This is a genomic window from Dellaglioa sp. CoH-56-MRSF-13, from assembly GCF_056782095.1.
This window is the reverse complement of record NZ_JBXAYC010000009.1, coordinates 1-22,666: the sequence shown is the minus strand read 5'-3', so window position 1 is coordinate 22,666 and position 22,666 is coordinate 1. Positions and strand designations below refer to the sequence as shown.

General features: G+C 34.7%; 21 protein-coding genes and 2 riboswitches. Of the genes, 7 read left to right on the top strand and 14 right to left on the bottom strand.

Features of this window, described 5'->3' with window-relative positions; translation table 11 throughout:
• Positions 1 to 55 precede the first annotated feature (55 nt).
• The 4 genes from secA to AC1RP1_RS07300 form a co-directional block, all read right to left on the bottom strand.
• A complete protein-coding gene (secA, locus tag AC1RP1_RS07315; protein WP_481761959.1) occupies positions 56 to 2,419 on the bottom strand; it encodes a preprotein translocase subunit SecA in 2,364 nt (787 codons plus the stop codon).
• A 153-nt stretch (positions 2,420 to 2,572) separates the two neighbouring features.
• Positions 2,573 to 3,133 carry a ribosome hibernation-promoting factor, HPF/YfiA family gene (gene hpf, locus AC1RP1_RS07310; protein ID WP_409021489.1) on the bottom strand — a complete coding sequence of 187 codons (561 nt, stop codon included), beginning with the start codon at positions 3,131 to 3,133 and terminating at the stop codon, positions 2,573 to 2,575.
• A 205-nt stretch (positions 3,134 to 3,338) separates the two neighbouring features.
• On the bottom strand, positions 3,339 to 3,899 hold the full coding sequence (locus tag AC1RP1_RS07305; protein WP_481761958.1) for a ComF family protein: 561 nt from the start codon (positions 3,897 to 3,899) through the stop codon (positions 3,339 to 3,341).
• Between the two features lie 116 nt (positions 3,900 to 4,015).
• Positions 4,016 to 5,344, bottom strand: a complete 1,329-nt coding sequence (locus tag AC1RP1_RS07300) for an ATP-dependent helicase ComFA (RefSeq protein WP_481761957.1) — start codon at positions 5,342 to 5,344, stop codon at positions 4,016 to 4,018.
• A 48-nt stretch (positions 5,345 to 5,392) separates the two neighbouring features.
• Here AC1RP1_RS07300 and AC1RP1_RS07295 point away from each other — a divergent pair, with 48 nt between their 5' ends.
• Positions 5,393 to 6,028, top strand: coding sequence for a YigZ family protein (locus AC1RP1_RS07295; protein ID WP_481761956.1), 636 nt, complete (start codon positions 5,393 to 5,395; stop codon positions 6,026 to 6,028).
• Between the two features lie 36 nt (positions 6,029 to 6,064).
• On the opposite strand, the gene AC1RP1_RS07290 is transcribed toward AC1RP1_RS07295, so the two are convergent.
• The 4 genes from AC1RP1_RS07290 to groES all read right to left on the bottom strand — a co-directional run bounded on the left by AC1RP1_RS07290 (position 6,065) and on the right by groES (position 11,286).
• Entirely contained in the window at positions 6,065 to 7,150 is a 1,086-nt protein-coding gene (locus tag AC1RP1_RS07290) for a glycosyltransferase family 4 protein (RefSeq protein WP_481761955.1), read from the bottom strand.
• Between the two features lie 109 nt (positions 7,151 to 7,259).
• Positions 7,260 to 9,089: an APC family permease gene (locus AC1RP1_RS07285; protein WP_481761954.1), complete on the bottom strand. Its 1,830-nt coding sequence runs from the start codon at positions 9,087 to 9,089 to the stop codon at positions 7,260 to 7,262.
• 252 nt (positions 9,090 to 9,341) lie between these two features.
• Positions 9,342 to 10,967 carry a chaperonin GroEL gene (gene groL / locus AC1RP1_RS07280; protein ID WP_481761953.1) on the bottom strand — a complete coding sequence of 542 codons (1,626 nt, stop codon included), beginning with the start codon at positions 10,965 to 10,967 and terminating at the stop codon, positions 9,342 to 9,344.
• Positions 10,968 to 11,001: 34 nt separating this feature from the next.
• The gene (gene groES, locus AC1RP1_RS07275; RefSeq protein WP_481761952.1) at positions 11,002 to 11,286 is read right to left on the bottom strand and encodes a co-chaperone GroES; all 285 of its coding nucleotides are present in this window, start codon (positions 11,284 to 11,286) and stop codon (positions 11,002 to 11,004) included.
• Positions 11,287 to 11,511: 225 nt separating this feature from the next.
• On the opposite strand from groES, the gene AC1RP1_RS07270 reads away from it, so the two are divergent.
• From AC1RP1_RS07270 to cytX, 6 genes are all read left to right on the top strand, one after another.
• The gene (locus AC1RP1_RS07270) at positions 11,512 to 12,150 is read left to right on the top strand and encodes a CPBP family glutamic-type intramembrane protease (protein WP_481761951.1); all 639 of its coding nucleotides are present in this window, start codon (positions 11,512 to 11,514) and stop codon (positions 12,148 to 12,150) included.
• An 18-nt stretch (positions 12,151 to 12,168) separates the two neighbouring features.
• A complete protein-coding gene (locus AC1RP1_RS07265) occupies positions 12,169 to 14,106 on the top strand; it encodes an ABC-F family ATP-binding cassette domain-containing protein (RefSeq protein WP_481761950.1) in 1,938 nt (645 codons plus the stop codon).
• A 77-nt stretch (positions 14,107 to 14,183) separates the two neighbouring features.
• Positions 14,184 to 14,290, top strand: a riboswitch (TPP riboswitch).
• 58 nt (positions 14,291 to 14,348) lie between these two features.
• A complete protein-coding gene (gene thiM / locus AC1RP1_RS07260) occupies positions 14,349 to 15,146 on the top strand; it encodes a hydroxyethylthiazole kinase (protein ID WP_481761949.1) in 798 nt (265 codons plus the stop codon).
• Positions 15,146 to 15,967, top strand: a complete 822-nt coding sequence (gene thiD, locus AC1RP1_RS07255) for a bifunctional hydroxymethylpyrimidine kinase/phosphomethylpyrimidine kinase (RefSeq protein WP_481761948.1) — start codon at positions 15,146 to 15,148, stop codon at positions 15,965 to 15,967. Before thiM ends, thiD begins: the two co-directional genes overlap by 1 nt.
• Positions 15,954 to 16,613, top strand: a complete 660-nt coding sequence (gene thiE, locus AC1RP1_RS07250) for a thiamine phosphate synthase (protein WP_481761947.1) — start codon at positions 15,954 to 15,956, stop codon at positions 16,611 to 16,613. The genes thiD and thiE overlap by 14 nt, the downstream gene beginning before the upstream one ends.
• A gap of 1 nt (position 16,614) precedes the next feature.
• Positions 16,615 to 17,802 carry a putative hydroxymethylpyrimidine transporter CytX gene (gene cytX / locus AC1RP1_RS07245; RefSeq protein ID WP_481761946.1) on the top strand — a complete coding sequence of 396 codons (1,188 nt, stop codon included), beginning with the start codon at positions 16,615 to 16,617 and terminating at the stop codon, positions 17,800 to 17,802.
• A 100-nt stretch (positions 17,803 to 17,902) separates the two neighbouring features.
• On the opposite strand, the gene tsaD is transcribed toward cytX, so the two are convergent.
• From tsaD to AC1RP1_RS07215, 6 genes are all read right to left on the bottom strand, one after another.
• A complete protein-coding gene (gene tsaD / locus AC1RP1_RS07240; protein WP_481761945.1) occupies positions 17,903 to 18,931 on the bottom strand; it encodes a tRNA (adenosine(37)-N6)-threonylcarbamoyltransferase complex transferase subunit TsaD in 1,029 nt (342 codons plus the stop codon).
• Positions 18,932 to 18,962: 31 nt separating this feature from the next.
• A complete protein-coding gene (gene rimI / locus AC1RP1_RS07235; protein ID WP_481761944.1) occupies positions 18,963 to 19,529 on the bottom strand; it encodes a ribosomal protein S18-alanine N-acetyltransferase in 567 nt (188 codons plus the stop codon).
• Complete coding sequence (tsaB, locus tag AC1RP1_RS07230; RefSeq protein WP_481761943.1) at positions 19,513 to 20,235, bottom strand: tRNA (adenosine(37)-N6)-threonylcarbamoyltransferase complex dimerization subunit type 1 TsaB; 723 nt, start codon at positions 20,233 to 20,235, stop codon at positions 19,513 to 19,515. Before tsaB ends, rimI begins: the two co-directional genes overlap by 17 nt.
• 122 nt (positions 20,236 to 20,357) lie before the next feature.
• A complete protein-coding gene (galE, locus tag AC1RP1_RS07225; protein WP_481761942.1) occupies positions 20,358 to 21,347 on the bottom strand; it encodes a UDP-glucose 4-epimerase GalE in 990 nt (329 codons plus the stop codon).
• A 121-nt stretch (positions 21,348 to 21,468) separates the two neighbouring features.
• Positions 21,469 to 21,858: a tautomerase family protein gene (locus AC1RP1_RS07220; protein ID WP_481761941.1), complete on the bottom strand. Its 390-nt coding sequence runs from the start codon at positions 21,856 to 21,858 to the stop codon at positions 21,469 to 21,471.
• A 13-nt stretch (positions 21,859 to 21,871) separates the two neighbouring features.
• Positions 21,872 to 22,393 carry a folate family ECF transporter S component gene (locus tag AC1RP1_RS07215; protein WP_481761940.1) on the bottom strand — a complete coding sequence of 174 codons (522 nt, stop codon included), beginning with the start codon at positions 22,391 to 22,393 and terminating at the stop codon, positions 21,872 to 21,874.
• Positions 22,394 to 22,433: 40 nt separating this feature from the next.
• Positions 22,434 to 22,532: riboswitch (THF riboswitch) on the bottom strand.
• Positions 22,533 to 22,666: the final 134 nt, after the last annotated feature.

The following is a 22,666-nucleotide window of genomic DNA, read 5'->3' as shown; positions in this document are numbered from 1 at the left end:
ACTCTATCGAATTCGGAAGTGACTCTTTAATAATGTTCTCTGATTAACTTTTTGATTAACGTTTAATATTTTGTCTGATTTCAGCTTTCATAAATAAACGTGTCACTTCAAATTCTATTGCTCCAACGACTTCTTCGAACATTCTAAATCCATCTGATTGGTATTCAACTAGAGGGTTTAATTGTCCGTAGCCACGTAGTCCAATAGACTGACGAAGTTGATCCATTGCATCAATATGCGCTGTCCATTTATCATCAACAACACGTAACACAACCACTTTTTCAAATTCAAGCATTTGTGCTGCATCAACTAATTGATCTTCTTTAATTTCATAGTTCTTTTCAGCGCGGTCGACCAAGTAGGCTTCGATTTGGTTAGCATCTTTACCTTCTAAATCTGCCAATGAGATACTGTCTTCATTAACCATTGAAGAGACAGCAAAATCTACAATAGCTTGTAAATTCCATTCATTTTGGTCACCTTGCGTGTGCATCTGAACAATATGATTAACAGTACGTTGTATCATAGGCATAATAACAGGTTTTAATGTTTTTTCTTCCATAATAATTTGTTGTCTCTGGTTATAAATAACCTCACGTTGTTCACGCATAACATCATCATATTGTAAAACATTTTTACGTGTATCATAGTTATTACCTTCGACACGTTTTTGTGCTGATTCAACTTGTTTTGTAATCATACGACTTTGGATAACAGCGTCATCTTCAGTAATGTTCATACGTTCTAAGAAGCTCTTAATACGTTCTGAACCGAATCGTAACATCAAATCATCTTCCAAAGAAAGATAGAATTGTGTCATCCCATCATCCCCTTGACGGCCAGCACGGCCACGAAGTTGATTATCAATACGACGAGATTCATGGCGTTCTGTACCAATAACAGCTAATCCACCAATTTCTTTAACGCCAGGGCCTAATTTAATATCAGTTCCACGTCCGGCCATATTCGTAGCTATGGTAACAGCACCACGTTGTCCAGCATTTAAAATGATTTCAGCTTCACGTTCATGATTTTTAGCATTTAAGACAGCATGTGGAATTTCAGCATCATCTAACATTTGTGCCAATAATTCTGACGTTTCAACTGCTACAGTACCAATCAACATAGGTTGACCAGCTTCATGGCGTTCTTTGATATCAGCAATGACAGCTTTAAATTTGCTATTTAAAGATGGATACAATAAATCTGCTTTATCATCACGAATAATAGGTTTATTCGTTGGAATTTGAACAACTTCCATATTATAAATTTCACGGAATTCTTCTTCTTCAGTTTTAGCAGTACCCGTCATACCAGATAATTTCTTGTACATTCTAAAGAAATTTTGGTAAGTGATGTTAGCCATTGTTTTAGTTTCGTCTTCAATTTCAACATGTTCTTTAGCCTCGATAGCTTGATGAACACCATCAGAATAACGACGACCTTCCATAATACGACCAGTAAATTGATCAACAATCATAACTTCACCATCTTGTACAACATAATCTTTATCACGTAGCATAACAAAATTAGCCCGTAATGCATTATCCAAATGATGAGTCAAAATTGTATTATCTGTATCATATAAATTATCTAGTCCAAAATATTTTTCACCTTTACGAATTCCTTCTTCGGTTAATGAAATTGATTTTGATTCAAGATCAATTTTATAGTCTTCTTCTTCAGTTAACGTTTTAACAAAACGATCTGCACGAACATACATGGCAGTCGTCTTTTCAGCTTGACCAGAAATAATCAACGGTGTTCTAGCTTCATCAATCAAAATTGAATCAACTTCATCGACGATAACATAGTTTAAAGGTCTTTGAACCATATCTTCACGATAAACAACCATGTTATCACGTAAGTAATCAAAGCCTAATTCACTATTTGTTGAATAGGTAATATCAGCTGCGTAGGCTTCGCGCTTTTCTTCAGCTGTTTTTTCGTTAATATTCAATCCGACAGTTAAACCTAACCATGAATATAATTCGCCCATTTCTGTTGCATCACGGCTTGATAAATATTCATTAACAGTAACAACATGAACACCTAGACCTGAAATTGCATTTAAATAAACGGGCATAGTAGCTGTTAAAGTTTTACCTTCACCAGTTTTCATCTCCGCAATATCACCATTATTTAAAACCATTCCACCAATCATTTGCACACGGAATGGGTATAGTCCTAACACACGTTTTGCGGCTTCTCGTACCACTGCAAATGCTTCTGGTAAAAGATCATCAAGCGTTTCACCTTCTTGATATCTTGCTTTAAAAGCAGGTGTTTTAGCTTTTAGTTCATCATCAGATAATAAAGCCATCTCGTCGGCCATATTTTCAATATTATCGGCTATTTTGCCTAGTTTTCTTAATTCACGATTATCACTTTCAACCCATTGTCTTAATACATTTGCCATTTAGCTTTTCCCCTTATATATCAAACACATTTATTGAATTATTTTTAATTATAATATCATTTTTTATAGTATCACTAAATCAATAAATTTTAAACTAAAATAACAAAAAAGCCCTGAGTAGTTAACTTACTCAACAGGCTTTTCAAGGTTAGTTTAATCTTCAGCTTCAATTAAACCATAGCGACCATCTTTACGTTTGTAAACAATGTTAATACCCTCTGTATCAGCATCTTCGTAAATAAAGAAGTTATGGCTCAACATATCCATTTGTAAAATAGCTTCTTCACTATTCATTGGTTTTAAAGAAACATGCTTTGTCCGAACAACATCAAATTTGCTTACTTCATCAATAGAATCTGATTCTTCATCAGCAATTTCATTACGAATTTCAATATCTTTAATTCCCTTGCCTCTTGATTGGCGATTAATTTTAGTTTTATATTTGCGAATTTGACGTTCTAATTTATCAGTCACAAGATCAACACTTGAAAGTAAATCTTGTGATGTTTCTTCAGCTCGAAGGACGAGAGAAGGCATCGGAACTGTCACTTCAACTTTGGCCGTTTTATCTGAATAAACTTTTAAATTAACATGGGCCGTTGAATTAGATGTATCAGTAAAGTATTTTTCTAATTTAAATAATTTCTTTTCAACATAATCTCTAGTAACATCTGTAACTTCAACATTTTCACCGCGAATATTGTATTTTAACATAATAAACTCTCCCTTCAATCTACAGCAGGTAACGAAACTATTAATTACCTTACCGCTTGATTTAATTATAAGCGAATAGACTTAAATTTACAAATGATATCCCTTAACAAATCTATTTAAAACGCCATTGTAATCGTTAACAGTCATTTTAACTTTTGCTTAAATATATCATACTAATTTATTTAAAAATTGTACCTATTGTTCATTATCTTGCAAGGGTAATACTCTTAATGCTTTTAGCATTTTGTGCTAACAAAATATGGGCATAAAATAGTGTTCGGCCGGTAGTATAAATATCATCCACAATCAAAACAACTTTATCCGATAAATCTGGGCAATCTGGACTAAGTTCAAACGGTTGAATTAATTCAAGCCTTTGTTGCCTATTTTTATGCGATTGTTTTTCTTTAACCGTATTATTTCGCACTAAAAAATGATCATGCTTAATATCTAAAAGACCACAGACTTGATTAAATCCTCGATTATTTAACGTTTCAGAATCAACAGGTATCACCACGAGGTAATCAAAATCAATTGTTTCTATTTTGTGCTTTAATTGTACTTGAAAAATAGTTCTCAGCTGATAATCACCATTAAACTTATAATTTTTAATGATATCTTTCATAAAATCATTATAAATGTACAACGCTTGATTCTGAAAATTTAAATTAGGATAAATAAGTTGCCATTTCTTACAATCCGCACATAATTGTGGCCTATTTTGTTCTCGACCGCATCCTCTACAGGCTAACTGAGTATTAATCAATCGTAACTGCTCCTGGCATCTCTTACAAACTATCTTTTTTTCATAAGGTTTAGTCGATAATATAAATGCTAGCGTTAATTTTTGACTAAATGTATTATGACAAATCTGACAGTTTCTCATATCTTTAATTTCCTTGCTTTACGATTCATCGTTTTTATTTGTCCAACTGCCTTTTTTATTGAAATCGTGTAGTCACAACATAAAAAGATAACGTCACCAAACGGACGATTGACATTACGTCCCACTCTGCCAGCAATCTGAACTAACGCTGCCGTTGAAAAAGTTTTATCATCTGCACCCAGAACAAAAACATCCAGATTAGCAAATGTCACACCACGTTCTAAAATTGTTGTTGTGATTAGATACCGTAGTTCGCCTGTTCTAATTGCCTTAACTTTATCTAGTCTATCTGGATCTTCAGAATAAACAGTGTCCCCCTTTAAATTAGGAAACTTCTTTTTAAATGCTTCCATTACTGGTTCCAATAACCAAATTTTCGGCACAAAAATTAAAAATGGATCCTTACGTTTTAGCCACTCTGTCATTTTCAGTGTTAATTTTTTGGGTAAACGTCCTTTTTTTAAATTCTTTTCCCACGCTTTTTCAAATTTAATTTTAATTTCAGGCAATAATTGACCATGAAAGCGTATTGGTAAATAACTAACCGTTAATTGTTTTAAGCGAACCTCCTTTAACAGATCCTCACTTGGGGTTGCCGTTAAAAATAAACTTGCCCCTTTTTGTTTAGTTGCTTGTGTTGTTGCTTGAAGCAGTAATTGATTCTGTGCATATGGAAAGGCATCTACCTCATCAACTATCATAACGTCAAACGCTTTATGAAATCTTAACAATTGATGTGTTGTACAGATGACTAGTTGGGTATAACGGTATGGTTCCGTTGTCTTTCCGTGCAGCAAACAAATATCAATATTTTGAAATGCTGCCTGCAATCTCGGAAATAATTCAATACAAACATCGACCCGTGGTGATGCTAAACAGATGCGCTTACCATCCATAATAGCAGCTTCAATACCTTTGAATAGCATTTCTGTTTTACCAGCGCCGGTTACCGCCCACAGTAAATGCCGGGCACCCGAATTTTTAAAAATTTGTTTCACTTCATTAGCACATATTTCTTGGCTAGTCGTTAATTCTCCATTCCACGTCAATGGACTCCCTTTTTGAGTTGAAAACAAGTTGGGTTCAGGTATAGTATAAAGTGTAGTCGTAGTTGAAATACGTCCTAATATCATACAGTATGAACAATAGTACCGGTCACCTTGTAATTTATTTTCCTTTAAATTAAGTTGTGAAAGGCATCTGCGACAGATTAATTGTTTATCTTCAATACTAATTCCTGGGTACGACGTAAGTTCATCTAAATTAATAGTTTCGTCAATTTCTGAATCAGTTATTAAACGACCATACAAACTTGAAAGTGTCATTCTCCTCAATCCCTTCAATAAGTTTAAATACGCAAAGGAACCTTAATTATGTCAAAAAATTATTTAACAATTAAAGAATCTGGTTTAGCCACATTAATTGAAAAGAAGTCTTCCTTCATTTGTCGTGTCACTCGAATCGCGACAGAATCTGATGCAGTTGCTTTTATTGAATCAGTCAAGAAATTAGAACCTAAAGCAAGACATCACTGTTTTGCATACACATTTGGTACTGAGTCTGAAATCCAACGTCAAAGCGATGATGGTGAACCCTCTGGAACGGCTGGTGTTCCCATTCTAGAAGTTATTAAAAAAAATCAGCTTAAAAATATTTGTATCGTTGTTAGTCGAAAGTTTGGTGGTATTAAGCTAGGTGCTGGTGGTTTAATCCGTGCTTATAGTAATGCTGCTTCGCAGACGATTGAACAAATTGGTATCGTTGAACGTATTTTACAAACCGAACTTATTTGCCAAATTGCTTACCAAAATGTTGGAAAACTTGAAAATTATCTTGAAAAAAATTCAATTATAATCCAACACACAACCTATCTTGAAACAGTAGAAATAACTTTAGCAGTTGATAAAAATTTGATATTAACCTTACAAGATCAACTAATCAACCTACTCAATAACCAAATAACTTTTAAATTAGGCCAAGATTTATATAATGAAATTCAAGTTAAGTAAAAAGGATGCCCAATTACTGGACATCCTTTTTACTATCTATTTTTTTGAAGTCATCGTTTTAACAATTCTTTTAATCCAATTTAGCAGTGGCTTTCGTTTAGATCCAACTAATCCGATGGACTCTACGAATAGTTCTAGTCCCACTAATGTCGCAACTGACATTAGTATTGAACCCCAAATTGATGATATTGGATAAAGTAATGAAATAAATGAAAAAATTAACGCAATGCCATATATAACTAATACTGTCTGTCGATGCGTTAACCCCATTTGCATCAAACGATGATGTAAATGATGTTTGTCTGCTTGAGAGATAGGCTTTTTATTTAAAATCCGGCGTAACATTGCATAAACAGTATCCGTAATTGGTACACCCAATATTAAAACAGGCACAATAATAGAAATAAAAGTTGCATTTTTAAGTCCAGATAAAGAGAATACTGAAATCATAAATCCAATAAATAACGCGCCTGTATCCCCTAAGTAGATTCTAGCTGGAAAGAAATTATATGGCAAAAATCCAATCAGAGCAGCAACCAGCGTAAACATCATAATTGCAATATAACTATTTGTATTAACTAAAAAGAAATAGCCTACCAAACCACTTGTAAATAAATCAATAATGGAAACCCCAGTTGCTAAGCCATCTAATCCGTCTATTAAATTAATAGCATTTGTAATAGCTAAAATCCAAATAATTGTAATAGGGAAACTCATCCATCCTAAATTAATAATACCAAAATAAGGTAAAGTGAATGTCGTCATTCGCATATTTGAAAAAAAGTAGACGATCAAGGCGGCAACTGTGATGCCAAACATCTTTTGGCGTGGTTTTAATTCAAACTTATCATCTAAAACACCGGTGATAATAATTACCAATTCAGCAACAAACAGTGTCACTAACATTTTTATTGGATATTGATTTTTTAAAATAAAAAAATTCGTAAAGTTAAAAGCTATAAAAATGGCTAATCCACCCATTGTAGGCATTGAAACCTTATTTACTCGTCTATTATTTGGAACATCGACTGCTCCAATTTTAATTGAAAATAGTCTAATAACGGGAGTTAGCAACGCGGAGATAAGCGCTGTTGCGAAAAATGCTACGATAATTGGAAACATTTTGATATCTCTCCTTAAAAATATTCTGTCATAGTAGTCTTAACTATACCACGTTGTTAAATAAATACAAAAAAAGTATCAATTAAATTTAATTGATACTTTTCAATGTTTATTTTTTCAAATGATAATTATATGTTGCAACAATAATATTCTCGCGAGAATTTAAGACCGTTCTCAATCTTAAACTCGTTTGATTATGAAGAATATTTTGCCATGGTTTTCTTGGAACAAACTGTGGTACTAAGACTGTCGTTGTGAAGTTACGAGCAGCGGCATTCTTAGCAATAACATCTGTAAATTTCACAACAGGTGAAGCAATTGAACGATATGACGAATGTAAATCAACAAAACGAACACCAGGGAAACGTTCTTTAAATTCACGTTCCGTTTCATGTTCTTTTTCCGGATTTGTATCGAAAGAAACGTGCATTGCAATTACGTAGTCACCAATTGAACGTGCATAATTAATTGCACCCGTTGTAACATGCGTTACAGAACTAACTAACACGATAACTGTGGAGCCATCGTAATCATGAATTTCTGCTTCTTCTGTTAAACGTAATTGTTCGGCAACTTTATTGTAATGATCATTTATTTTATAGAATATAATATACATAACTGGCATGATAATAAAGAATGGCCATACTGTTGATAAGCGATATCTAAAGAGAATCAACAAAATACTAAATGAGATAAAGGCCCCTAAGAAATTGTAAAAGGCTTTCATAATCCAACCTTTTGGGCGATCATGATACCATTTTACAATCATCCCTGTCTGAGACAACGTAAACGGAATAAACACACCTACCGCATATAATGGAATTAATAATGACGTTGATCCATTAAATATAAATGTTAAAATAATTGATCCGGCCGCTAACGTGATAATTCCGTTAGAGTAGCCTAATCGATCACCTTTATCCATATACAAATGAGGCATAAATTTATCTTTAGCTAAATTAAACGCTAAAATTGGAAATGCCGAGAAACCTGTATTTGCAGCTAATACTAAAATCAATACTGTTGAAAATTGGAAAACGTAATACAAAATACCTTGTCCAAATGTTGTTTGTGCAATTTGTGAAAGAACAGTTACTTTTTCAGTAGGAATAATGCCATACCAATAGTTTAAGAATGTTATTCCACCAAAGAAGACTGCCAAAAGCGTCGCCATAATTGTTAAAGTAGCAGCAGCATTTTTAGCATGTGGTTTTTTGAAGAAAGGCACTGCATTACTAATTGCTTCAACACCAGTTAATGAAGATGATCCCGATGAGAATGCTTTCAAAAGTAAGGCTAGTGTAATTCCAGGAACGGCCGTACCCACAGCAGCTGTTGCGTGGTAAGGTACTTGACCTGTCATAATATTATAACCACCAACTAGTAACATCAATATAATCATAACCACGAAAAGATAAACAGGAATAGTTAAGAATGAAGCTGATTCCCGCAAGCCTCGTAAGTTCATTGCCATTACCAAAATAATAATAACCACTGAGATTGCTACTTGATGTCCATATAACGAAGGTACCGCAGAAATCAATGCCTCAGTCCCTGCGGAAACACTAACCGCTACTGTCAACATATAATCAATTAAAAGCGATCCACCAGAAATTAATCCAGCATTTTTACCTAAGTTTTTACTTGAGACAACATACGCGCCTCCACCCTTAGGATAAGCATGGATAATTTGGCGATACGAAATTGTAATTGAAGCCAATAAAACTAAGACTAACAATGCAATTGGTAATGAATACCAGATTGCCATTGCTGAAAAGCCCACTAAAACGGTAACAATTTGTTCCGTACCATACGCCACAGATGAGAGTGCATCTGACGATAAGAGCGCTAATGCCTTAAATTTTGATAATTGTTGATCTCCTTCTTCAGAAGATTTTAATGGCTTCCCAATTAAAAGTCTCTTTAAATAACGACGCATTTCTCTTTACCCCTTATGTTCTATATTTAAAAATCCATTCATAAATGATGCCAAAACAGCGCATTTATTTTACTGAATAGTTATTTTAATTACTAATTTCTATTCACCGAATTCACTCTATTTTACTCGTTTATTTTTAAATATACAATACTGCAAACAAACTTTATTTTCAGCATAAAAAAAGAGCTACTAATCCCAGAATAACACGGATTAATAGCTCTTAAATTTTCATCATTTTTTATGACAAATGGGTTACATCATACCGCCCATACCACCAGGCATTTGTTGTGGATCAGCTGCAGATACTGGTTCTGGTTTATCTGCAACAACTGCTTCAGTTGTTAATAATAAGGCTGAGACACTAGCTGCATTTTGCAATGCTGAGCGTGTCACTTTAGTTGGATCAACAATCCCAACTTCAATCATATCTTGCCATTCATTTGTTGCTGCGTTAAAACCAATACCAGGTTTTTCTGATTTTAGTTTTTCAACAATAACTGAACCCTCAAGTCCAGCATTCTTTGCAATTTGGCGTACTGGTTCTTCCAAAGCACGTTGAACAATCTTGATACCCGTTAATTCATCGCCAACTGCTTCAAGTGCAGCAACTTTACTAATAACGTTAACAAATGCAGTACCACCACCGGCAACGAATCCTTCTTCGACAGCAGCGCGTGTCGCATTCAAAGCATCTTCAATACGGTATTTGCGTTCTTTTAATTCTGTTTCAGTTGCAGCACCAACTTTGATGACAGCAACCCCACCAGATAATTTTGCCAAACGTTCTTGTAATTTTTCACGATCAAATTCAGACGTCGTTTCATCGATTTGTTTTTTAATCAAACCAACACGTTCTGTAATTTTAGCTTTATCACCAGAACCTTCAACAATAACTGTGTTTTCTTTTGTAATATTAACTTTACCAGCTGAACCTAATTGTTCAATTGTTGTATCCTTCAATTGTAAACCAAGTTCATCAGTAATCACTGTTGCACCAGTAACGATGGCAATATCTTCAAGCATCGCTTTACGACGATCACCAAATCCAGGTGCTTTGACTGCAACAACGTTAAATGTACCACGAATTTTATTCAATACTAATGTTGGTAAAGCTTCCCCATCAACATCATCGGCGATGATTAACAATGGGCGACCTTGTTCCACAATAGATTGTAATAATGGTAAGACTTCTTGAATATTAGAAATTTTCTTATCCGTTACTAAAATATATGGTGTCTCTAAGTTAGCTTCCATTTTATCGTTATCAGTTACCATATATTGTGACAAGTAACCTCGATCAAATTGCATCCCTTCAACGACATCTAATGATGTATCGATGCTTTTTGATTCTTCAATTGTAATAACGCCATCATTACCAACTTTTTCCATAGCGTCAGCAATTAAAGCACCAATTTCTTCATTAGCTGAAGATACAGAAGCAATTTGAGCAATATCTTCTTTTGTTTCAACTTTGTGTGATAATTCATGTAATTCAGCAACGGCTGCTTTTGTAGCAGTTTCGATACCACGACGAATCCCAACAGGGTTAGCACCTGCTGTCACATTCTTCATACCTTCAGTGACGATAGCTTGTGTTAAAACAGTAGCAGTTGTCGTTCCATCACCAGCTATATCATTCGTTTTTGAAGCAACTTCTGATACTAATTTAGCACCCATATTTTCAAAATGGTCTTCTAATTCAATCGCACGAGCAATTGTTACACCATCATTTGTAATAATTGGTGAGCCATATGATTCTTCTAAAACAACATTACGGCCTTTTGGTCCTAAAGTTGATTTAACGGTATTGGCTAATTGGTCAACACCTCTAAGCATTGCTGAACGAGCATCTTCAGAAAATTTTAATTCCTTTGACATAATTAATCCACCTCATCTTTAATTTAAATTTATATTAGTCTACTGTTGCAACGATATCTTTTTCATGAACAATTAAGTAGTCTTTACCTTCGAATGAAACTTCTGAGCCAGCATACTTATCAAATAAAACGGTCTCTCCAACGTTAACAGCAACAGCAATTTTTTCACCGTTATCCATCGTACGGCCATCACCAACTGCAACAATTTTTCCTGTTTGTGGTTTTTCTTGTACGTTACTTGCTAAGACGATCCCGCCTACTGTTGTTTCTTCTTCTTTTGTTACTTCTAAAATAACACGATCTGCTAATGGTTTTAACACGTTCTATCCCTCCAACACTTTTATTTAGCACTCTATCTTCCTAAGTGCTAATCACAAAATTAACTATAATCAATTTTTCAAACAATTGCAAGCATTTCAGCTCTTATTTAATAGAATTTTTAATATGAATTGAATTCGCTATCTAGTCAATTATGCTATACTTATCATACAAATTTATTCACTAGAAAAATGCACGACTATCTAATTACAGTTAAAGGAGTTCTCATGTCAAAATCAACTAGTAAAAATTCAATCGCTATTTTATTAGGCTACCTCGTTATCTTTATTTTACCAACAATTCTGAATCAACTATTTTCTTTAAAATCAGTTATCTATCCAGTAATGACGGCTGATTATGTTTTAGGAGCAATATTGTTAATTTGGTTAAATCATTACTTCAGTGCTAGAAATACAATAGATGGTTCCTCTAAATGGTCACAAATTATTTCGTGGGGTATTCTTGGATTCGTTCTAACGTTAGTAATCCAAACAGTTATTCAATTAATTTCATTCACCATTTTAAAAACGACCGTACCCTCACAAAATACAAATGAAATTATGACTATTTTTACAAAATATCCTTATTATATGTTGGCAGTCTCACTTGGTGCTCCCATTATGGAGGAACTCGTTTTTAGAAAAGTCTTTTTTGGCAATTTAGCAAGTTTCATATCACCTATTTCTGCCGCAATTCTTTCTAGTTTATTATTTAGTTTGGCACATAATGATGGCCATTTAGCTATCTACTTTTTAATTGGATTACTTTTCTGTTACCTCTACAAACGAACAGGTGACATCAAAACGTCAATGATTGCTCATATTCTTATGAATAGTCTAGTATTAATTATTCAATCGTCACTTTAAAAGAAAGGTGGAATTATTTTGATTCTGTTACAAGTACAACAAGCAGCTCGCTATTTTGGCGCAGATGTTCTTTTTGAAAATGCAAATATGGATATCAAAGACGATGCTAGGATAGCCCTAGTTGGTCGAAATGGTGCTGGAAAATCAACATTAATTAAAATGATTATTGATCAAGAGGCTACTGATGCTGGTCAAATCATTAAACATAAAGGCATGACCATCGGTTACTTAGCACAAACAACAACTGTTACTTCAGAACGTTCGATTTGGGACGAAATGAGTCGTGTTTTTGATTATTTAAAAAAAATGGAAATCCAAATTCATACATTAGAAGCCCAAATTGCTGATCCTAAAAATGCAGAAGATTCTGAAAAATTTGAAAAACTATTATCAACCTATGATCAAGTTTCACATGATTTCAGTGAAAAAAATGGCTATGGTTATGAATCAGAAATCCGTTCTGTTTTACATGGTTTTAGATTTTATGAAGAAGATTTCAATCGCGATATTAGGACTCTCTCTGGTGGTCAAAAAACACGTTTAGCCTTAGCAAAATTACTTTTAGAAAAACGTGATTTATTAATTTTAGATGAACCAACTAACCACTTAGATATTGAGACACTAACTTGGTTAGAAGGCTATTTGAAGACTTATACAGGGGCACTCTTAATTGTCTCTCATGATCGTTACTTCTTAGATAAAATTGTGACAGAAGTTTATGATATGAGCCATAATGAAACGACTCACTACAATGGCAACTACTCCCAATTTATTGTAAAAAAAGAAGCTAATTTAAAACAAGAATGGAAAGTTTTCGAAAAACAACAAGATAAGATTGAAAAACTCGAAGATTTTGTTAATAAAAACATTGTTCGAGCCTCAACAACAAAACGAGCGCAAAGTCGTCGTAAACAACTCGAAAAATTAGATAAACTTGACCGACCAGAAGGTGACGAAAAAGCCCCTCGTTTTAGTTTTAAATCTGCAGATGAGAGTGGTAATATCGTTTTAACTGTTGCCGGGGCAGCTGTTGGTTACGATAATAAAGTGTTATCTGAACCCGTTTCAATTGATTTACATAAGCATCAAGTTCAAGCTATTGTTGGCCCGAATGGTGTGGGAAAATCAACCTTACTTAAAAGTATCTTAGGCCAAATTCCATTTATTCGTGGTGAAGCATTCCTTGGCGCTAATGTTCATGTTGGCTACTACGATCAGGAGCAAAATCAATTAACAGATAAAAATACTGTTTTAGATGAACTCTGGAATGATCATCCTTCAACTCCTGAAACAGATATTCGATCATTATTAGGTGGATTTCTATTTTCTGGGGATGACGTTTTGAAACGTGTCTCAAATTTAAGTGGTGGTGAAAAAGCGCGTCTTGCTTTGACCAAACTTGCAATGGACAAAGATAACTTCCTAATCTTTGATGAACCCACTAACCATTTAGACATTGATAGTAAGGAAGTCCTTGAAAAGGCGATTGCTAACTTTGATGGTACTGTCTTACTTGTTTCTCATGACCGCTACTTCATTAATAAAGTTGCAGAAAGTATTATTGAAGTTTCAAAAGAAGGCTCTACTTACTACATGGGTGATTACGATTATTATGTTGATAAAAAAGAAGAATTAGAAGCTATCGCAGCCGAAAAAATGGCACTTGAAATTGCCTCATCTTCAGAAGTCCCTGAAGTTAAACCAACAACTAATTATCAACAAAATAAAGAAACGCAAAAGGAACAACGTAAATTAACACGTGAAATTGATCGTTTAGAATCTGAATTAAGTGAATTAGAAATTCATCAAACAGAACTTGAAGAAAAAATGTCTCAACCTACTATTTTTAGTGATGCAGATAAACTTCAGGAACTACAAACTGAACTACAATCTATTCAAACTGCAATAGAGACTGCAGAAACTAATTGGGAAGAAGCTAGCTTAGCTTTAGAATAAGCTAGCTTTTTTTTTTTTATTTATTGACATTTAAAGAATGAAAGCCTATTCTTTTGTTGTAATCTAAAAATAAAATATAAGTACACTAGGGGTGTTCTTTAGAAGAACTGAGATAGGTTTTTTCAACCTAATCCCTTCGAACCTGTAAGCCAAAACTTGCGTAGGAAAGTGTGAAGAAGGACCCCACTCTACAATTTTTTTGTCAAAGAGTGGGGTTTTTGTGTACTCAAGAGGAGAAAGTTATGCCATTAGAACTACTCGATAAACTTCGTGAAGAGAACCCAGTAATTTTCAACATTTCTAATTACATCACGGTTCAAGACGTTGCCAATGGACTCAACGCAATTGGCGCTTCCCCTATCATGCCCAGTGCGATTGAAGAAGCAGCCGAAATGTTACAAATTTCTGCTGCTGCCACAATCAATATGGGATCATTTAAAAGTTCAGAATTACCTTACATTGAGAGGGTTAGTCAAATCGCAAACGATTTAGCTATCCCACTTGTGCTAGACCCAGTTGCTGTTGCCATGCCTTACCGACAAAAAGTAATTACAAACTTGCTTGAGCATTTTCATTTTAATTTTATTCGCGGTAATGCTGGTGAAATTGCTGCATTAGCTGGTGTTGAATGGCAAGCAAAAGGTATTGATGCAGGAAATGGTTCTGCAGATTTAGCAGAAATCGCAAAAATTGTAGCCAAACGGTACAATTGTACGGTTGTTCTAAGTGGTCCTACAGACTATATTTCTGATGGAAAGCGTGTTGCAACTGTGACACAGGGAACGTCTCTTTTCCAAACACATGTTGGTTCAGGCGATATGCTTTCAAGTTTAATTGCTGCGTTTGCAGCTGTCTCTAAAGATAATGAGTTTGAAGCAGCAAGAATCGCCTGCCTTATCTTTGCAACAACTGGTGAACTTGTTGCTGATGAGTTAATTACCGAAAAACCAGGTAGTTTTATTGTTAACCTACTTGATAAACTACATTTAATAACGATAAATGAACTTTCTAATCAGATAACGATGAAAGGAGACCTATAATGCCTGATTTTCCACAAGCACTTTCAATTGCTGGATCCGATAGTAGTGGTGGCGCTGGTATGCAAGCTGACTTAAAAACGATGCAAGAACGGCATGTCTATGCTGCAACAGTTCTCGTCGCAATCACTGCACAAAACACACTTGGTGTGCAAGACAGTCTTCCCCTCCCTGCTAAAATTATTAATGAACAATTTGCCTCAATTGCAAATGATTTAGCCATTAAAGCATGCAAAACAGGGATGCTTGCAGATTCAGAACACGTTAAAGTAGTCGTTAAAAATCTGAAAAAATATCAATTTGGTCCCCTAATTGTTGACCCTGTCATGGTTGCAAAAGGCGGTGCCACACTTCTTTCTGAGGATGCTGTTGTTACAATCAAAGAAGAATTAATTCCTTTAGCCACGGTAGTAACCCCGAATATTCCAGAAGCTGAAGTCATAACTGGCTTGACCATTAATTCAAAAGAAGACATGAGTGCAGCTGGAAAAAAGATTAAATTATTAGGTGCAAAAAACGTCATCATTAAAGGCGGACATTATAACTCTGAAAATATCGTAAATGACTTTGTATTATTAGAAGATAACGATTCATTCTGGATGAGCTCGAAACGTATTGATACAATTCGAACTCATGGCACTGGTGATACCCTCTCAGCCTGCATTGCAGCAGAAATTGCCAAAGGACAAGATATTAAAACGGCCATCTTAGTGTCTAAAAAATATGTTGAAGCAACAATTAGCAACGGTATTATCGTTGGACATGGTCACGGGCCATTAAATCATTGGGCATATCGTGAGGTAACGCAAAATGAAGACATTTAATCAATCATGGTTAGCAAGTTACTTCATTGCAGGAACTCAAGACGTCGCCGACAATCAATTACTACCTACTTTAGAACGAGCGTTAAAATCAGGCATTTCTTGTTTCCAATTTAGAGAAAAAAATCTCTTAACCCCTTTAACCCGGATACAAAAAAAGACACTCGCAATTGAATGTCAGAGGTTATGCACAAAATACCAAGTTCCTTTTTTCATTGATGATGATCTACCTTTAGCACTTGAAATTCAAGCAGATGGTATTCACGTTGGCCAAAATGACCAAAAGATTCAAAATGTGATAGATCAATCGGCGGGTCAATTAGCGATTGGCCTTTCTTGTCAAACACTCGATCAAATTAAACAAGCCAATCAATTATCAGGTATCGCTTATATTGGTAGTGGCCCTGTCTTTCCTACAAAATCAAAGTCAGATGCGACTGCGCCTCTCGGAATAGCTGGCTTAAATCAATTACTATCAATTAGTAAACTCCCGATTGTTGCAATTGGTGGTATTTCAGAAAATAATTTAGCCAAACTGGCTACTACAACTGTTTCGGGAGTTGCTGTTATTTCCTTGATTGCTAAAAGTCCGAACATTGAACAAACAGTTCAATCCATAAATCATTATTTTAAATTGGAGGACGATTAAGATGACAGAAACTAAAGAATTACGTGGACAATTTTTACTTTGGCTAGGTGCGGCCATTTCAATTGCCGAAATTATGACGGGCATGTTACTAGCTCCACTTGGCTTTTCTAAAGGTTTCCTTGCAATTCTAATTGGTCATTTAATTGGTTGTGGTCTCTTCTTACTACCTGCTGGTTATATTGGTGCCAAAAAGCATCAGACAGCCATTCAGTCAACTAAAGTTGCTTTTGGCTCAACAGGTGTGCTCTTATTTTCACTTATCAATTTGATTCAACTAATTGGTTGGACCGCTGTTATGATCGTCAACGCAATTTCAGCAATGAATGGTATTTCAAGTTCCTTACTTAATTTTAAAAATTCAATTATTATGGGACTTGTCATAGCTATTTTGATTATCATTTGGTTATTAGTTAGCGAAAATAGTTTGTATCGAATTAATTTAATTGTTGTTAATTTATTAGTTATTGGTGCAGGTATCATGATTTTTTTAATTTTCAAAGTACCCGTTTCACATACTTCCAATGGCTTAAATATGACATTTGGATCAGCTGTTGAATTAAATATCACCATGGCGTTATCTTGGCTACCACTAATAGGTGATTACACAAAATCAACAAAACATCCACTTGCTATGTCTACAGTTAGTTCGTTTAGCTATTTTTTAGGTAGTTTAATCATGTTTACCATTGGCTTACTTTTAACAACTAGAACCGGATTCACTGATTTTACCTCGTTCTTGGCTACATCAGGTTTAGGTATAATCGCATTATTCATTATTATATTTTCAACTGTTACAACCACATTTTTAGATGTTATGTCAGCAACAATTAACGTTCAGAATATACATTCCTTTAAACATATGAAATTGATTAGTATCATTATAGTTGCGCTTGGCTTAGTCATTGCATGGGTAGTTCCTATTGATAATTATCAAAATTTCTTATATTTTATCGCGTCAGTTTTTACACCATTATATGCAATTGTTTTTGTCACTTACTTTATTATGAAAAAAACGTTGCCTTATTGGTTAAATATTATTTGGTGGTTAATTGGCATTATTGCGTACTATCAATTACAACAATTTGATTTTATTTTTGGAACCACAATTATTATTCTATTCGGACTAGGATTACTCGTTTATCTATCCCAATTTATTTTACCAAAAAATTATTTTAGAAATATAAATTAACCATTTACAAAAAAATAGAGATTTAGCGTTCTCCCCAGTGTTAAACAACTGTTTAGCATTACAAGGCGAACTCTAAATCTCTATTTTAATTTTATAATAATTAAACTATCCAATCAAATTCTAAACTAGGATCAGCATTTAAATTTAATCCTGCACGTTGACCTTTAATAAATTCAACATATCCTGCTGCACCAATCATTGCAGCATTATCACCACATAATTTAATGGGCGCCTTCACAAATTCAATATCATTCATTTTCTTCATATCAGATTCAAGTCTTGTACGTAACCCTTTATTAGCTGCCACACCACCGGCTAAAATTAATTGTTTAATATCATACTCATGACAAGCACGTACCGTTTTCTCAGCAAGTACATCAATCACACTTTGTTGAAAGCTTGTTGCTAAATCAGCCCGGTCCAACTCTTCGCCTAATTGATCTGCATGGTGAACTGTATTGATGAAGGCACTTTTCAATCCACTGAAACTAAAGTCATAACTGTCATCTTTGATCATGGCACGCGGAAAATTAAACGTATCTTGTCCAGTATGTGCAAGTTCATCAATTTCTTTTCCTGATGGATAAGTCATCCCAAGAACACGCCCAACTTTATCATAAGCTTCACCTGCTGCGTCATCACGTGTCTCACCAATAATTTCAAATTGACCTTCTTCAGGCATATAAACTAACTCAGTATGTCCACCCGAAACGAGTAAAGCCATTGATGGATACACTATTTCAGATTCATAGCGCGCTGCAAAAATATGGCCTGCCATATGGTTAACGGGAATTAAAGGCAACTCGTGAGCAAATGCGATAGCTTTAGCAGCAGAAACACCTACTAGTAAAGCACCAACTAATCCTGGTCCATAAGTAACCGCAACAGCATCTAAATCATCATAAGTTACATTTGCTTCTGTCATAGCATCTTTAATACAACTCGTAATTTGTTCAATATGGTGGCGGCTGGCAACTTCAGGTACAACACCACCAAAACGTTTATGACTATTAACTTGCGTTGCAATGATGTTCGACAAAATAAGATGACCGTCTTCGACCACTGCGACACTAGTTTCATCACAACTTGATTCAAATGCTAAAATTAGATTTCTTTCCGTTTTATCCATTGAGACCTCTTTCAACTTAATTCATATTCCTTTATTTTAATTTAAGCAACATATCAACAGCATCTTGCCCATCTTCAACATAATAATTCTCTCGGATACCCACTTTAGTAAATCCTAATTGGTGGTATAGATTTAAAGCCGTCTGGTTATCACGGCGAACCTCTAAACTAACTGTTCTAAATCTCATTAAACGAGCACGCCTTGTAATAGACGTTACCAAAAAGTTTCCCATCCCTCTACCCTGACATTCAGGTAGAACAGCAATATTCGCAATATGTACGTCTCCCGTTATTGCATCCGTTGAACAACCAATAAAGCCTAACATTTTATCTTCCTTACGTAAGACTAAATAAAGTGTTTTGCTTTTTTGGCAAATTTCGCCTTCAAATATTTTTGCACTCCATGGTGATTTACCATCATAAACTGCTTTTTCAATCTCAAGTAGTTCCGGAATATCAGGTACAACAGCACGTGTCATAAAATAACTTTCATTTCTAATTTTAATTCTATGATTCTGAAAAACTAATGTCCTAACAGGTTCATCTGGTCTTAATTCTGGAATAATTTGTTTCACTCGTGCTTTAAATTTTTTCAACATAGGTATTATGATCCTTATCTGAATGGGTTTCTAACCATTGCGTCTCTGCTTGCGTTAATCGTAAATAATTCGGAATAAATGTCTCCTGATTAGCGGGCTCTTTATCTTTACCAATTAATCCCAAAATAAATGCCTGAGGAATATTTAAAAATGAAGCTGGAAACTGTGCCTGATCACCTAAAATATCGATAATTTGTTGTTTAAATAAATCGACATCAGTTCCAACAAAAATTTGTGGTCGGTTACGCTCTTTTAATTCAGTCACCCAAGTCACAAGTTCTCTATGCTGGTCTGGTAATTCATTTACAAGCTCATTATCATTTTTATACAAACCTGAGAATACGTAATTCCTACGTGCGTCAAATAACGGTACAATATCAGAATCACTATTTGTGGAAATACCTGCAGCCAACATTGCTAAACTAGAGACACCAACTAATTCACAATCTAATGTAAATGCTAGTGTTTTAGCTGTGGCAACGCCAATCCTGAGACCAGTAAAAGATCCTGGACCTTGTGCAACCACAATTCGGTCTAGCTCTGCAGGCTTAATACCTGCTAATTTCATGACATCAGAAATTGCTGGCATCAATGTAATACTGTGATTTTTTTTTATATTCGTTGTGATAGTTGCTAATAATGCACTATCTTCTAAAACAGCGACGCTGAGTGGTATATTCGATGTATCAATTGCTAAAATTTTCATTCATATCTTCCTTTATCTCTGCTTTGTTAACATTTTAGCACAAAAATAGTATCACAAATTTTTTCTAAGAGAAAATTAACAAAAAAATAGGACAAATAATTGTCCTATGGTTAATAACTAATTTATTTTGAAAATCCATTTGGATGCGTCTGTTCAAAAGTCCATGCTGTCTTAATGATATCTTCCATATTTTCATACTTAGGAGCCCAACCAAGAATTTCATGTGCTTTTTCACTTGCTGCAATTAAAGTTGAAGGATCACCTGCACGACGTGGTGCAATTTCTGCAGGAATTTCTTTACCTGTTGCACGGCGTGCTGCTTCTAGAATTTCCATATTTGAAAATCCATTAGATGAACCCAAGTTAAAGGCATTACTTTCATTTCCCGCAAGTAAGTAATCTAAGGCGCGAATGTGCGCATCTGCTAAATCAAGAACATGCACGTAATCACGGACGTTTGTACCATCTTTGGTATCATAATCGTCCCCAAAAATTTGTAATTTTTCACGTTCTCCGTTAGCAACTTGTAAAATAATTGGAATTAAATGTGTTTCAGGATTGTGATCTTCACCGATGCTACCATCTGGTTTTGATCCAGCAACATTGAAATAACGTAATGCGACAAACTTAACACCATCTGCAACGTCAGTCCAGTGCATAATTTTTTCCATGGCTAATTTACTTTCACCATATGGATTTGTTGGAATTTGAGGGTCATCTTCATGAATTGGGACAACTTTAGGTTCACCATATGTTGCAGCTGTTGAAGAAAAGACGATTTTTTTAACGCCAACTTCAGTCATGACTTCAAGTAAATGAATCATCCCTGCTGTATTATTGTCAAAATATTTTAATGGTTTTACCATTGATTCACCAACAAGAGATGAAGCTGCAAAATGAATAACTGCTTCAATATCCTCATTTTTGAAAACATTGCGCATAAAATTTTTATCCGCAATATCTCCTTGATAAAATTTTGCCTTTTTATTAACAGCCTCTAAGTGCCCTGTCACTAAATTATCGACAACAACAACATCACGACTATTTTCTACTAATTGATCAACAGTATGTGAACCAATGTAACCTGCGCCACCCAAAACTAAAATTGACATTTAAATTCCTCCAAATAGTTTATTTTCTTTATTATAACTTATTTTAGTAAATTTATCAGTGATTCACCCTTCTTTAGCAAATAAATAGACGACGAAAATAAATTCGCCGTCTGGTTAATTTCTATAAGTCACCCGTTAAAAATTGTGCTTGGCCCATGCCAAAGCTCCAATCTTCATCAGTATTAGTTGTTAAATTAATCATTAAATCTTCTGGTCTCAATCCAACTTTTGTTTGTAACTGTTGCATTAACTGTTGATAGAAGGTTTCTTTTTGCTCTGTCGTTCTTGGTCGCGTTGTTAAACTAAAGACCAATACTTCTTTTGTTCGCATAAATCCAAGCCCAGTATCTAAAATTTGCATTTCATTTATTGGATGTTGAGTGACAATTTGATATCTGTCACTAACTGGTGCGCCAAATGAATTAAGCATTACATCATAAGCAATATCTAAAATTTCTTTTATTTGGCCTTCAGAACGGCCTTCAATCATATCAATTTTCATCAATGGCATAGATTGAATCCTCCTATAATCGTTTACCTAATCTTTGGATTTGTTTATTATTACCAACCATATATAACAAAATAATTTGAATTGGAATTAAAATTAAATCTTTGATAGCACGTGCATAGATAATTGTCCAAGGTGACTGGTACATTAATACTAGCCAGAATGTATTTAACAATAAATCAATAACAACGACATTGATTAATACGGCAATAATAATTCGCGGTAACGTAAATGGTTTTTTATAAAATACAAGTCCATAGAAAAACGCACCTAAGAAAGCAGATAGCGAGAATCCCCAGAAAAATGTACCTCCTTTACTGAATAATACTGTTCCAAGTAAATCCGATAAAACAGAACCAATACCACCCAGTAATGGGCCAAACCACGCCGCTAATAGATAAGTCGCAATAAAAGTGAAACTTATCCGTAACGTCAATACCTGATACGATAATAAATTAGTTAGAATAATTTGACCAGCCAATAATAGACCCATCACCGCTATATTCTTTGCGGTTAACCTCTTTGTTAAATTTTCCATGATTCAGACATCTCCTCGTTGGAGTTGCCACATTGTGGTATGCGGCGAATGCGAAAACACAACCGCAGCTATCGCTAGCCTTCGTCCAAAAGACACATTCCGTCCTTTTGGCACTTAACGCTGTATTCTCTACCCCGAAATTTTGTATTTTACTACTTGTGTAGTATACCACTAAAAAGAAAATAACTTTGGGTGTTGAAGTGAACCCCCTGAGTTGGAGAAATCTAACTCAGGGGGTTTTACTATGTTCACAGTTGAAATAAAGAAAAAAGT

Coding starts and splice junctions, on each gene's coding strand:
- AC1RP1_RS07285 (WP_481761954.1), bottom strand. CDS start 9,089: ATGCGTCGTTATTTAAAGAGACTTTTAATTGGGAAGCCATTAAAATCT.
- AC1RP1_RS07215 (WP_481761940.1), bottom strand. CDS start 22,393: ATGGAAAATTTAACAAAGAGGTTAACCGCAAAGAATATAGCGGTGATG.
- cytX (WP_481761946.1), top strand. CDS start 16,615: ATGACAGAAACTAAAGAATTACGTGGACAATTTTTACTTTGGCTAGGT.
- hpf (WP_409021489.1), bottom strand. CDS start 3,133: ATGTTAAAATACAATATTCGCGGTGAAAATGTTGAAGTTACAGATGTT.
- rimI (WP_481761944.1), bottom strand. CDS start 19,529: ATGTTGAAAAAATTTAAAGCACGAGTGAAACAAATTATTCCAGAATTA.
- galE (WP_481761942.1), bottom strand. CDS start 21,347: ATGTCAATTTTAGTTTTGGGTGGCGCAGGTTACATTGGTTCACATACT.
- thiM (WP_481761949.1), top strand. CDS start 14,349: ATGCCATTAGAACTACTCGATAAACTTCGTGAAGAGAACCCAGTAATT.
- AC1RP1_RS07290 (WP_481761955.1), bottom strand. CDS start 7,150: ATGTTTCCAATTATCGTAGCATTTTTCGCAACAGCGCTTATCTCCGCG.
- thiE (WP_481761947.1), top strand. CDS start 15,954: ATGAAGACATTTAATCAATCATGGTTAGCAAGTTACTTCATTGCAGGA.
- AC1RP1_RS07220 (WP_481761941.1), bottom strand. CDS start 21,858: ATGCCATTGATGAAAATTGATATGATTGAAGGCCGTTCTGAAGGCCAA.
- thiD (WP_481761948.1), top strand. CDS start 15,146: ATGCCTGATTTTCCACAAGCACTTTCAATTGCTGGATCCGATAGTAGT.
- secA (WP_481761959.1), bottom strand. CDS start 2,419: ATGGCAAATGTATTAAGACAATGGGTTGAAAGTGATAATCGTGAATTA.
- AC1RP1_RS07270 (WP_481761951.1), top strand. CDS start 11,512: ATGTCAAAATCAACTAGTAAAAATTCAATCGCTATTTTATTAGGCTAC.
- tsaB (WP_481761943.1), bottom strand. CDS start 20,235: ATGAAAATTTTAGCAATTGATACATCGAATATACCACTCAGCGTCGCT.
- AC1RP1_RS07295 (WP_481761956.1), top strand. CDS start 5,393: ATGTCAAAAAATTATTTAACAATTAAAGAATCTGGTTTAGCCACATTA.
- AC1RP1_RS07300 (WP_481761957.1), bottom strand. CDS start 5,344: ATGACACTTTCAAGTTTGTATGGTCGTTTAATAACTGATTCAGAAATT.
- groL (WP_481761953.1), bottom strand. CDS start 10,967: ATGTCAAAGGAATTAAAATTTTCTGAAGATGCTCGTTCAGCAATGCTT.
- tsaD (WP_481761945.1), bottom strand. CDS start 18,931: ATGGATAAAACGGAAAGAAATCTAATTTTAGCATTTGAATCAAGTTGT.